At 45.3% G+C, this 13,251-nt stretch carries 9 protein-coding genes and 1 pseudogene; 1 reads left to right on the forward strand and 9 read right to left on the reverse strand.

What is annotated here, in order from left to right; all coding sequences use genetic code 11:
* Positions 1-1,712 (forward strand): VCBS domain-containing protein (locus ACED41_RS20880; RefSeq protein ID WP_371725613.1); only part of this gene is annotated, 1,712 nt, incomplete at its 5' end.
* Positions 1,713-1,788: 76 nt separating this feature from the next.
* Here the strand turns inward: ACED41_RS20880 and ACED41_RS20885 are convergent.
* From ACED41_RS20885 to ACED41_RS20925, 9 genes and pseudogenes are all read right to left on the reverse strand, one after another.
* On the reverse strand, positions 1,789-3,102 hold the full coding sequence (locus ACED41_RS20885; protein WP_017061737.1) for an HlyD family type I secretion periplasmic adaptor subunit: 1,314 nt from the start codon (positions 3,100-3,102) through the stop codon (positions 1,789-1,791).
* On the reverse strand, positions 3,095-5,347 hold the full coding sequence (locus ACED41_RS20890) for an ABC transporter transmembrane domain-containing protein (RefSeq protein ID WP_371725614.1): 2,253 nt from the start codon (positions 5,345-5,347) through the stop codon (positions 3,095-3,097). The genes ACED41_RS20885 and ACED41_RS20890 overlap by 8 nt, the downstream gene beginning before the upstream one ends.
* Complete coding sequence (locus ACED41_RS20895; protein ID WP_371725615.1) at positions 5,344-6,990, reverse strand: ABC transporter transmembrane domain-containing protein; 1,647 nt, start codon at positions 6,988-6,990, stop codon at positions 5,344-5,346. Before ACED41_RS20895 ends, ACED41_RS20890 begins: the two co-directional genes overlap by 4 nt.
* Positions 6,991-7,168: 178 nt before the next feature.
* Positions 7,169-7,804: a CatB-related O-acetyltransferase gene (locus ACED41_RS20900; protein WP_371725616.1), complete on the reverse strand. Its 636-nt coding sequence runs from the start codon at positions 7,802-7,804 to the stop codon at positions 7,169-7,171.
* A gap of 419 nt (positions 7,805-8,223) precedes the next feature.
* Positions 8,224-9,336, reverse strand: a complete 1,113-nt coding sequence (locus ACED41_RS20905; RefSeq protein WP_032546839.1) for an NADH:flavin oxidoreductase — start codon at positions 9,334-9,336, stop codon at positions 8,224-8,226.
* Positions 9,337-9,623: 287 nt separating this feature from the next.
* A complete protein-coding gene (locus ACED41_RS20910; RefSeq protein WP_371725617.1) occupies positions 9,624-10,313 on the reverse strand; it encodes a hypothetical protein in 690 nt (229 codons plus the stop codon).
* Positions 10,313-11,503: an OmpP1/FadL family transporter gene (locus ACED41_RS20915; RefSeq protein ID WP_371725618.1), complete on the reverse strand. Its 1,191-nt coding sequence runs from the start codon at positions 11,501-11,503 to the stop codon at positions 10,313-10,315. Before ACED41_RS20915 ends, ACED41_RS20910 begins: the two co-directional genes overlap by 1 nt.
* A 93-nt stretch (positions 11,504-11,596) precedes the next feature.
* Positions 11,597-12,409: a crotonase/enoyl-CoA hydratase family protein gene (locus ACED41_RS20920; RefSeq protein ID WP_371725619.1), complete on the reverse strand. Its 813-nt coding sequence runs from the start codon at positions 12,407-12,409 to the stop codon at positions 11,597-11,599.
* A gap of 477 nt (positions 12,410-12,886) precedes the next feature.
* Positions 12,887-13,251 (reverse strand): annotated as a pseudogene (locus ACED41_RS20925) (MFS transporter); the annotation flags it as partial.

Genomic DNA, 13,251 nt, shown 5'->3' on the forward strand with positions numbered 1-13,251 from the left:
ATGTTGACGACAACGATATTGGCAAATTATCCATTGAAAACCTACAGGCTGACCATGGTGCTATTGCGTTAAATGCCGATGGCACATTTACCTTTACCCCAGAAAAAGACTATAACGGCCAAGTGCATTTTAGCTATGATGTTAAAGATGCTCACGGTGGTGTGACCCACACTGGCGCATCAACGACGCTCTCGGCAGCTGGCGATGCTGCGATCTTCACCGGAGATAAAAGCGGTCAAATTACAGAAGATCGCCATGTACAAGGTGATGCTCAACATACGATATTTGTCACTGGCGTGTTGAATGTTATCGATCCTGATGCCAGTGAAGATCATTTTTACGCCACTCGTAATGCCCATGCGGTCAGTGATCCCTATGGCGGTCATCTGACCATTGGAAAAGCCGGTGATTGGGCTTATTCGGTTCCCAATGCCAATATTCAGCACTTAGCGGCAGGGCAAGTCGAGCAGGTTCAATATGAAGTAACGACCGCTGGTGGTGATAAACAAATTATTACCATCAATGTGCATGGCACTAATGATAAACCAACAGTTTCTGAAGCTATCGCAGGTGCACATAACATTGATGAAGATGCTGCAAATGCGACCTCTGGGCAAATTATTATCAGCGATGTTGATCATAGCGATCAACATTCTGTCAGTATTGATAGCCAACATCAGCCACAGTATGGTTCTGTTACCTATAATAGCAATACACAAACTTGGGTCTACACACTTAATAACAGCAATAGCCATGTTAATGCTTTAAATACTGGTGAACAATTGACCGATAAGTTTTCTCTATTAGTCGATGATGGACACGGGGGCATTACAACTCAAGAAGTTGAAATGCGCATTGATGGACACAGCGATGTTCCACCAATGCCAACCCTAGTTGCCCCTGCAAAAATTACCGGCAGTGCAGGCAATCAGGACCTGCATGCCTCAATCGGAATTCCTCCAATTATTCACCAAGGAACGCCTACGCCAATGACAGGCTGGGGAATATCAGATCACCACGGACACTCTCTCACTGCATTACACGGTCAATTTGGTACTTTGCATGTCAATCCTGCAACCGGAGAGTTGAGTTACGATTACCAACAAACTTCATCAGGCGTCGTTAAGACACATACAGGAGGCTCTTACGGTAGTGGTACAGACGAAACCGACTCGTTTGTTTTAACCCTAGGAGGCGATCAAAACTCACAAGTCGCGGTGCACCTACATTTGCACTCGCAATCCGTCCATGGAAACAGCGGACATCACATTGACCAAACCACACTAACTGGCATGGATTTATCGCCAATCGCTCCATCACCTCCTCCAGCACCCGGCATGAGCCAAGCGGATGAACCGGATGCCTCTTTCAGCACCCCTGATGAAGTTACTCTTAATTTTGATGAGGTGACGGCAAACCTAGAACATACAGCGATAGGCGAACACGAACAGCGTTCTGGTGCCCATGCTTACCTAGACGCTCTGGGTATTAATGCTGACTCGCCGTCTATAGATTCACCGTCACACAATGTACCAGTAGCGCATGATATCGATATCATTTTCAGTGATGCCGAGAGTGCTTATGGGGCTGAGCAAACTGACGATGGTATGAGTGATGGGCTGTCTCACCATACCGATAACCCATCTATTGATGATTCTTTACACCATCATAATGACGTTGACGGACTGCCTGACATAGACCCAAATAACTAGAACATCACCCCTTCGGTTAGATAAAAAAAGGAGCACGGCATGTGCTCCTTTTTTATGCAAGCCAGAGTGGAGGACTTTACCTCTCTCCAAACGCCACGCTAACATTGGTATAAATCGGTTTCCATAAGTATTGGAACACCGACTTCTCGCCAGTTGTGATGTCTACTTCACCCGTCATACCCGGCAGTATGGAAAAGCTTTCAGGGTTATCACGGAAGTAAGGCGTATCAACCGACACTACAACTTCATAATAGATCTCGCCACGTTCGCTTTGACTTGTGGTCGGTGAAATACTCTCTACCGCCCCTTTTAAAGCCCCAAAGCGGCTGTAATCAAACGCATCAATCTTGACTCGAGTGGGCTGCCCAACACTCACAAAACCAATATCTCTTGGGGACAAACGTGCTTTGAAGTCAGCGTTCCCTCCGACAGGCACAATTTCAACTACCGTGCCACCCGGCTGAATAACACCACCATCCTGCGTGCTTGGTATGCTTTGCACCAAGCCTTGTAGCGGTGACACTAACATAGTGTTCGTCAATTTAGCTTGGCTTGAACGAACTCTAGCATTCAATGCTGATAAGTCAGATACGGCTTTAGAACGATCATCGCTCACTTTAGCTTTCGCTTCCGCCAGAAGCTGTATGATTTTTTGGTCATTACTGTCAGCTTGTCTAATCAATACCGACTTCTTACCACGAGCTTCTTCGATTTTCTGTTCGATACTGGCCAATTTTTGTCGCATTTCAAGCACACGTAAACGTGAAATGTTACCCGCTTTATAACCCTTCTCCAGTATGTTCAACTCTTGCTTAGTCGCATTTAACTCTTTCTCATAACTCGGCAAGGCCTTTTCTACGCTACGAAGCTGCTCTGCAATTTGCTCGCTCTCTTTCTCAAGCACCACACGCTTTTGGAAGTAGAGGGCTTTTTGCGCGTTCAGCTGCGCTTTTTGCTGGCTGACGATCTCTGGGTAATCGACCTCAAACTCAGCAAGGTTAGGCTCACGTTGCTCAAGCAACGCATTCATACGTTCCACACTGGCTAGAAGCGTCACTTGTTGGGACTTTAGCTCTTCAAGGGCGGTACGCTGGAAAGTGGCATCAAACTCAACAAGCGGCTGGCCTTTCTCTACCAACTGGCCTTCTTTAACAAGAATTTGCTTTAACTTACCGCCAATCGCACTTTGTAATACTTGCTTCTCGCCTTCCGGAATCACAGCACCTTTGGCTTTGGCGATTTCATCAACTTGAGTGACTACAGACCAAGTGGCAAAAGCAATAACACATAAGGCAACCGACCATGTGGCCAGCGCCAATGTACGAGCCGTATTTTGTGATTCAACAAGCTCACCGTAGCGCTTGCCCTTCTCGATAGATTGTTTAGTCATTAGCGACTCCTTGCTTAGACTCTGATTGTTCTTGTTGGGCTGCATTTTGTTGAGCAGACGCCTCTTGAGTTGACGGCTGTAGCTCTTGAGATAACGGTTGCTCAGATAACTGCGGTTCTTGAGAAGCTTGAGGCTCTGAAGGCTGTTCCTGCTTCGAAGACTGCTCCGGCTCTAATGGACCGGCATAAACCACTGCACCTTCATTTAATACCACCACTTTATCGGCAAGCTTGATTAAATCCGGATCGTGGGACGTGTAAATCACCGTTGCTTTTCCTTTTTTCGACTGCACAAACTCACCAAATATACGTTTAGCATTTGGGTGAGCATCAGGCACAGGATTATCCATTAAGAACATTGGGTAGTCATAAACCAGCGCTTTTGCATCAATTAGGATCTGCGCGACGCTGCCAGACAACATGTCAAAAAGGCTGTCCGGCTGAATACTGCTGATGGAAGTATCGAGCCCACCTGATAATGTCTCGAACCAACGCTTTCCGCCGACCATTTCAATTGCAGAGATCATTTTCTGATCTTCGACTTTGTGACCGTCGTTTAGCCACTCTCGAATACTCAGCGTAAGCAAATCAGGATATGCGGCTCGAATGAAACACCAGTGGCGATAAAGCTGCGGGTCGTATTGAACGAGGTTAACGCCTTCAAGCTCGACCATGCCATTTTGGATAGGCTGCAAGCCAGACAGCACTTCAATTAATGTTGATTTACCGCTCCCAGAAGGGCCGGTAATCGCGACAACTTCACCGGCTTCAATATCAAAACTCACACCATTCAAAGCGGGGCGACTCTGTTTGGGATAGCGCAGCGTCACTTGGTCTAATTTCAAGTTAGGCGCTACCACGGGTAACGGGTGATGCTGGTAACTGAATTCACGCTCAGACGGCTGAGACAAAATACGGTTCACTTGCAGCTTGGATTGATTAAAGCTATTAAAACGCATCGCACTGTTTGCCAACACCTGAGCAGGACCCGTTACTTTAGATATCAACATCATTGAAGCAATCAAACCACCAGGGGTCATCACTTGTTCAAAAATAAGTCCTATGCCTAACCCCATCACGGCAAGTGTCGACCCCACACCAATGAAATAGTAAATCGAGGTGTAACGACTCTGGAGAACCGATTGATTAAAGGTCACTGTTGAAGCAAGAAGATTGGCCTTTTTGAAGCGTTGAATCCAGTGCTCTGAGAATCCAGCACTGCGAATAAAGGCGAGTTTGGATGACAGTTCATTGGTCATGTTTTGACGATTCGTACCTGCGACTGTCGATTGCATTGAGCGCTTACTGCTAGAGCGTATCGAGCGTTTTGCTAGCAAGTAATAAAGGATTAAAGAGACGACTGGAACCAGTACCAACCATCCGCCTAAAACACCTATCGCAAGTACAAAAATTAGAATGAATGGCAGATCAAACAGCGCATTTCCTAATGGCCCCGATAGCACACCTGAAATACGCTCTGACAGCATCACTTGGTTTTGCTGACTAGAAGAAGCTGTTTGCTGATTTTGAGCATAGCTATTACGAAGCAGACGCTGCACGAGGGATTGAGAAATCTCACGACTTACTCGGTTGGAAACTGAAGCAAACACTCGGCTACGTAATGTTCTCAACCAACCCATCATCACAAACAACAACGCCGCGCCAATAGCGATACCTTGCAACTCATGCCCTGCATCACCGCCAATCACATGGTCATAAATCGACATCGTGATGAAGGGAACAGCAAGCGCAAATAAGTTAGTGATAAAGCTGACCAACAACAATTTAGGAATGATGGGACGAAACGCATGTAACCTTTCGCCAACCCAATCAGGAGAGGCCTTCTCTAATGGTGGCCCTTCGATAACAATACAAAATTGAGGGACATCGGTGATGTCGTCATTGGCATTAAAGGCAACAAATTGCTTGGATTCTAAATGACCAGAGACCAGCTCATGTTCACCAAGTACCAGTAAGACCAATTTATGTTCACCAACTTCATCTAGGTTGGCAACCAAGCGATAAGGCAATGCAAGCCTGTCGAACAAGGCAAACATATCGTCGATTGATTCAATGCCATTTTCATCGACCCATTGATGTGCGAACAACTGGATATTAGCATTAACTTCCAACTGCTTAAGAACGGAAAGGCTCTCGGTTTCTAAATGATTCATCACCTCTTGTCGACCGCTGGTATCTGCACGGTTGTTCGCACCTGAAGGGTTACCAATATCTAAACGATTCATACGACGGCCTCCTGATTGCTCTCGCTGTCGACCGTAATAGCTCGACTTTCCACTGTAATGATTCGATTAGCAAATTCGCGAAGCTTCGAATGGTAGCTCACCATCAGTATCGTGCGTCCTGCCGTTACTTCTTCTTCCAACACCTTAGCTAGATTCCCAAGGGCGTCTAAATCAAGTGAAGAATCCGGCCTTTCCAACATGATTATGGGTTTATCACTTGCCAATTGAGCCGCGATATTGAGCATTTTCACGTTACCCATACTCAACAAAGAAGCACTCGTATGGCCAATTTGTGTCTCTAGTCCATCGGGTAATCGAGTAATCTCTTTGGTTAAACCCAAACGCTTTGCATAGTCACTGGCGCTTTGCGTTTTCTCAGGGTCAAACCCGCACAAGTTGTCGAGAATAGTACCCGACACCAACTGCCCTTTAACGCCACAGTAGGCCGCAATATTGGTTACGGATGCGATTGAAACTGCAGCTCCGTTAATGAAGCACTCACCCGCTTTTAGATCATCAATACCTGCAATCGACGACAATAAATGACTGTTGGTGTGGCGATCCTCACTCTCTAACAAAACCAACTCACCTTTATTCAGTGTGACATCTGCATGAGAGAGTTCACCATATCTTTCAACGGTCGCTTGCTTGATTTCCAACACCTCAAAGTCAGATAAGTGGCTCTTAGCTTGCTCAGAGTCTGAAGACTCACCTATCGATAAGTCACTCAATTTTTCTATTGCCTGATTAGCACTGTGTATTGAATTAAGCTTAATTCGAACTCCCACCAAAGCACTTAAAGGTGCAACCGCTCTGCCAGATAAGATAGAACATGCCGCCAAGCCACCAGTAGTTAACTGACCATCCAACACCCACAAACTCCCCGTAATTACGAGTAAAACTGACGTGGCTAATGCGGCAAGCTGAATACATTCTTGGGCAAAGGCGTTCTGTTCTTCTTCTCTCGCTTTAGACTGAGAGCGAACATTATTGAGGGATTTAAACTGATTGAAGATTCGAGACTCAACAGCCTGACGTTTGATTCCTTGAATGGTTTGGCTTAACAAAATCAAAAACGCTTTTCGCTCCTGCTCATCTTGGGAAGCTTCTTCACTTAAGCTTTTAACGCGAATAGAAGATAACCAAACAATTCCGAGAGTAATCAGCCAAACTGCCAAAGGTATCGCCACCAGCTCACCGCCGATGTAAGCCACCAAGCCCAAGAAGATCAAGGCAAAAGGCAAATCAATAAAGCCTGCAATCACACCGCCGGAATACCAATCTTTGACTTTTGATACTGAGCCCAGCCCCTCTTCCACGCCACCAACACCAATGTGGCGAAGATGGCCTGATGAAGCCGTTGTTACTCTTTCAACCAAGGTTTGATAGGTCGCTTTCTCGGTATTGCTGGCCGCGGCTGACAAAAGCCAAGTACGCACAAACCGGATCAATGCTTCCATGGCAACAGCCAACGCTGCACCCGCCAACAACAAAGTGGCAGTACCGTAACTTTGGTTAGGTAAAATACGATCGTAAATTTGTAAAACCGTTAACGGAACGGCGAGAGAGAGAAGATTTATGAGTAAAGAAGGCAGTAGGACTTTTCCTACCACCCCTTTGTTTTTCATTGAACTTGCGGGCATACACAATCCTTATCCATGCTTATGAAATAAGATTGGTACACCATGTTGAGTATTGCAAGGTAACGGACTGATTTAACGTGTTTTTCAATATAAATATGACACAGATCTTTCTACACAAATCTGTGGCTATACCCGTACCTTAAAAACGCACCTTACAAATGCTCGTTACAAGCGCTCCTTACAAACAATTGTCGTAATCCGTTATCGCCTGCTTTAGCTTTGAAAAGTCTGAGTTACATAAATACGGTTTCAGCGCTTCAAATTTATCTGAGGGCCACTCGTATATTTTGAATGACATGAGTTCGTCAATAACGGACTCATCAAAGCGGTATTTGACGACTTTAGCTGGAGAACCACCGACAATGCTGTATGGAGCGACGTCTTTAGTCACCACACTATTCGCTGCAACTACAGCGCCTTCGCCAATCGTCACACCGGGCATCACCATCGCTCTCATGCCTAACCACACCCCATCTTCAATGTGAGTGCCACCTTTGCCAATGTAGGCATCGTCGATGACATCCATAAATGGGTACAGCGAAAACCAATCAACTCTGTGGGTATGGTTGCCACCCATCAAAATCACGACCTCTGCGCCAATACAGACATAATCACCGATATAGAGTTCGTCGATTTCCCATCGAGGCTCCCACTGACGGCTGACTTCGTCGCCGTGTAAATAGCGCACTACCGATTGTTCAAAACCATTATCCCAGCAATCGCTGTAATAACTGTGTTGACCTTTTACATGAATATTGGGGTTGGTTACGACTTCATGCAGCAACTCGAATTTGGACCAATGCTTCTTTTGCATTTTTACCTCTGAATGATCTATTTAGTTTTATTCGTTAACTATCAAAATGTTCGACGATGCAAATCCAAGGTGCACAAACTAACGCCCTATAAACACAGGGTTCACTGGGATGAATAGTGAGTATCACGCTTAAATCATAGCAATGTCGCTAAAACTAAAGAGGCGTCAGTGGATTCGAGGTTGCTTAAGAAGAGGAAGTAGTTTCAAAGTTTGCTCAGTTTTTATCGATAACTTGGTTGGATAATTTACAGGCGTAGTGTATCTGTTTAGTCGCACCAATTTGACAGGAAGATGTGATTAATAAGGTTTCAAATTTCGTTTCGTGGAATACGGAATGAACAAGAGCCTGCGCGATTACACAGGCTCAAACTTAGACTCAGCTATAAACTTCGGAGCTCGCTTGGAGCTGGGCTCAGCGACTACATGCGTGCAAGCTGTACTTTTCTGTCTTTATTCACCACGCAGAAGTTACCGCGCTTAGTACGACACTTAGAGCATCGTTCGCATTCAACAGGGCTTCTATCCCCTTCCTTCCAACGCTTCACTAAATGGGGTTCAGAAAGCAGCGGTCTTGAAAGCGCGAAGTACTCAATGCCCGTGTTGTTTGCAATCGCTTCGATAGCATCAAAATCCGTTAGACCACCAACCGTGATCACTGGGATATTAACGTCTTGGCTAATCGCGTGACCATACTCATGGAAGTAGCCTTCAGCTTGAATGGTAAAACCATCGTGCGACTCGCCAATCATAGTGTCTGCTTTGCCATGAATATTGCCTGACACGACAATGCCATCCACACCCACTTGTTCAAGCTTTTTACAGACAATACGTGTTTCCTCAAAGGTGACGCCACCTTCAAAAAACTCGGATGCCGTGAGCTTAACCAAGATAGGGAAATCATCACCCACCAGCTTACGTGTCGCGGTATAGATCTCTAACAAAAATCTCATGCGGTTTTCTAAGCTACCGCCGTATTCATCTTCACGTTGGTTGTAATAAGGGCTTAGAAATTGGTTAATCAGGTAAGTGTGAGCGGCATGAATTTCAACGCCATCAAAGCCTGACTTCTGTGCTCTCAAAGACGCTTGAGCAAACGCATCAACAATGTAGTCGATCTCGTCTTTGGTCATCGCTTTGCCTAGAGTTTGAGTTCCTTTTTCTGGAACCTCACTTGGTGCGTAGATTACTCGCTCGCCAAGGTCATGCGTGGTTTTGGTGCCACCATAAGCCAACTGCATCACGATTTTAGAGTCGTTGTCGTGCACCAGTTGAGTCAGCTTTTGATACTCTTCAATGAATGAGTCGTTATACATACCCATCATGCCTGCATTCGGCTTTTCTTCTTCAACAATGTTCGCGTAGCCCGTCACGATCAGGCCGACTTCACCTTGAGCCAACTCTTCATAGATAGCGTACAGTTTATCTGTCATATGCCCATCTTCGGTGGCCATATTTTCCCACGTTGCACTTCTCATGAAGCGATTCTTTAGTGTCATCTTGCCAATGTGGGTTTCTGTAAACAAAGTGCTCAAGTGTCTTCCTCTCAAAATCGTGTTACGCAAGTTACCCATTAAGCATGGGCACTGATTCAGGCGGATACTACAGAGAATAAGGCAGCGAAAACTTAATCTAGATTAAGAGAGCGGCACTCTCATGTGAGAAAGATATAGAAAGCATCAAAAAGAGATAAAAAAGATTGGAGAAATGGTAACAAAAGAAAGTCGCTAAGTTTTAATAAGCGACTTTGTTCAATTTAATCTGGACTAAGTCAATGGTTCTTACGAGAGGTGTCCACCTGCGAATTTCTGCCTGCTAACAGTTATTTGAACTCATAGGTGTAAGACGCGCCAACACTGTTATTTTCACCGAAATCGTCCTCAGCAAAAATAGTGAAGAAGTTGAATGATTGAGCGTCACTCAACTTGTAGCTAGCACCGCCGCCTGCCCAATACCCTGAATAATCATCAGAGCCCATTGAACCACCACCGAAGCCCATGATAGACCATTCATCCGTAATCGTTTTTAAGCCAAACGCGCCAATGTAACCACCGTGTGTTGCACTCGGCATCAATACATAGTCAGAGCCAACGTTATCATCATCGAAAACCGCTACTTCGCCGTCATTATAGCTGTACCCAGCCATAGGGAAGATTTGCCAACCGAACGGCTCAATGTCGAAATAACTCAGTGGTATAAACGTACCAATACTGTAGTTGTTCTTATAAGCATCGTTGTCGTATTCAGAGCGGCTAAAGTTGAAATTGACGATCCCCATAGGCAACAACCATGAACCGCCTACTCGCCACTCTTCACCGTCAGCATTAACACGAGCGTTGATCATTCGCGCTTCATCAAGCCCAATAGACCCAGAGAACTGCAGATCTTCGTTATAAGCAACGCCAGCTTTGGTTACGATTTTAGTCGGATCATCAGGGTGCTTCTCTTCAGCAAAAGCACCCGTTGAAAATAAAGACACTAAAGTAATGATTAGTAGATTACGTAATGTCATTAGAAGGTCGCGCTAACACCAACAAAGTGGATACGGCCATCGAATGAACCATTCAACAGATTAACTTGACCAAATCGACCATATCGATCCATCTTAACTGAACCCAAATCAGCGTATTCATAGAACACATCAATTAAGATGTCGTCCCAGTAGGTAGATGCGCCAACTGAGTAGCGGTACTGTTCACCCACAGGAAGGTCAACCCATTGCATTGACGGATCGTCTTGCGGAGAAGTTTCGTAAGAGAAGCCAGCTTTCAAACGCCAGTCTGAGTTAAGTTGGTAATCTGCACCAACTGCAAACTTCCATACATCGTCCCAATCGCGCAATAGTGTTTGATTAATTGGAAGGTTACCATTTTGGTTTGTACCCAAATCTAAAACAGTGCTATCCCATTGACTCCAACGATGAAATTGCACACTAGCTAATAGATCAAGCTGAGTATTAAATGCATAACTCAAACTGGCATCAACAATTTCAGGTACATCTATACCAGTATTTAATGAACGCTGGCCGCCAGTAAATACATTCACATCATTGTTAAATTCATGTTCGAGTTTAGAACGATAACTAGCACCCAATTTAAGCTTGTCTGTCGGTGTGTACATTACGCCAAGGTTATAGCCGTATGCCCAGTCAGTATCTTGCTTCGCAGTAAGCATTGACGTTGTTTGTTGGAATGCAGCCCAACTGAATTGCACACCCGCGCCTACTGACCATTGGTCATTCAGCTTATAACTCAGTGATGGGTTCACTTGCATTGCAGTAAGAGTGATATCTTCTAGAAGTGCAGCACCCGCCCAATCACTGCCGTAATCAAGGCTAGAGCCGCCAACAGCGCCAAGCGCGATACCAAGGTGTAATTTGTCTGTGACTTGATGAGCGTGGAAGGCACCAAATGACGGCATTACGGAATGAGCTTTACCATCTGGATTACCACCGTTATCTTGATACTTCATTTCAAGATCGAATGCCATGGTGTTGATGGTCGTTTTGCTTTCGCCCATGTGAGACATAGTGGCAGGGTTTGTCCACATCGCCGCTGCAGATCGAGTGTAAACACCATCACCAGCGCCAGTAGTACCAGCGTTGGCAACGACAGCTTCTTGCAAAAACAGGCCACTTGCGAATGCATTTAAGCTCGTAAAAATTGCAGTGGCAGCTAGAGAGTAAGTAAAAGTTTTGTTCATCAGAGCGCTCATTTAGCCTTAGACATTAAATTGCTCTAAGGTTACCGCAAAGCTCAATAAACAAAGGGAATATCCATTATTCCTGTACAAGCGCTATTTAAACTTTCTGGCGACGTAAGGGCGTGGTTTGTCTCGATGAATTTCACGTTGAGCAGCAATCGCCCTGTTCTTACCTAACCCAACCTTTATCTGATACCAAGTTTCGCAGAATACAGCCATGCCCGGGCTTGACCACCAAGTCTTGTTGTAGAGCTTCTTGTTAGCAGCGACGACATCTGGCGACCGATTCGCACACTCAAGTGCCAACGCATAGGCTTCAGCGTAAGGATCTTCGGCAATCTTGGTTACCAGCCCATAGTCTTTCGCTGTTTCACAGTCGATTTCTTTAGCGGTCATCGCCATTTCTAAGGTGTGATCTTTACGCATTAACTCTCGAAATGCGATGGCGCCTCCCATGTCAGGAATCAAACCCCATTTGGCTTCCAATATCGAGAAAGTCGCGTCTGGACTGGCCATCCTAAAATCACCACCACTGGCTAATTGAAGGCCGCCTCCCCAACAACGACCATGAATCGCAAAAATGACAGGACATGGGATCTCTCGCCAACCAAGCGAAAAGTGCTGCGCAGCATTAGGTAATGTCGGTAACCATTTGAACAAAAGCTTCATCGCCCCTACTTTACTGTTCAATAACGATTTAACATCTAAGCCAGAACAAAAATCGGAACCACTGCCCTTAACAATAACAGCTCGAATATCTCTGTTCTTCTTGAGCTCACTTATCATGTCATTAACGGCTTCAAACATCGCCATATCAATAGCATTGAGCTTATCGGGTCGATTCAACACAACCGTCGCAATTTGGTTTTCATCGATAGAACAAGTAATACGATCGAGGTTTGGCATGGTGGCTACCTTATAAGTGGTCAGACCTTTAGATTATACATTTTATTAACATATGCCAAACTTGCACATTAAGAAGCGAGACCTGTGTTGCTTAACAGCGCCCCCTTACACAAACGACATCAATAAAAAAGCAGTGATGGATCGCTCCATTCACTGCTTTTCATTCGTAGCTTTTATCGCCAATGGCTTTGATTGCCAGTAGCTTTGATTAGCAATGGCTTTCGGTCATGAGCAAAACCTATGTTCTTCGAGATTTCAGTAGCAAGAAGATAAAGTAGCTGCCAGCAATAATGGAAACTAACGTCCCTGCCGCAAGCTGCGCTCGGAACACTACCACTTGCCCTAAGCAGTCAGAAAATAGCATATATTCTGGTAATTTAAACCAAAGCGCTGAACATTAAAAAGGCCATTGAAATTCATCATTTCAATGGCCTTCTCGTTCCTACTAGCCAGGCAGCTAGCTAATTACCTAAGCAACTAACTGAGCTGAGACTCTCTCGCTTCTTGGCTACTGAAACCACGCAAAATGTTAAACAGGGTAATCAATGTGAACAGCATGATAACGAGCGATAAATGCCACGCTTCTCCTAGTCCTAACTGAACCAGCCCCATGCTCACCATTGAAGACACCACCATCTGCCCTCCGCCAGACATCGCAGCAGCCGCGCCAGCGTTCTTCTTATAAGGCAACATCACCAACGCCTGAGCACAAGGTAACGCTATACCATTGCCAAGAATCATCAAGAACTGGCCAAGCATTAAATAAAGTGGCTCAAGTGGACAAAAGAAAAGGTTCATCGCGGCTTTCCGGGGAAAGCCGCTTTTATCTTCAAGAAGAAGTA

The sequence above is a fragment of the Vibrio sp. 1F255 genome, from assembly GCF_041439145.1.
Lineage (GTDB): Bacteria > Pseudomonadota > Gammaproteobacteria > Enterobacterales > Vibrionaceae > Vibrio > Vibrio crassostreae_C.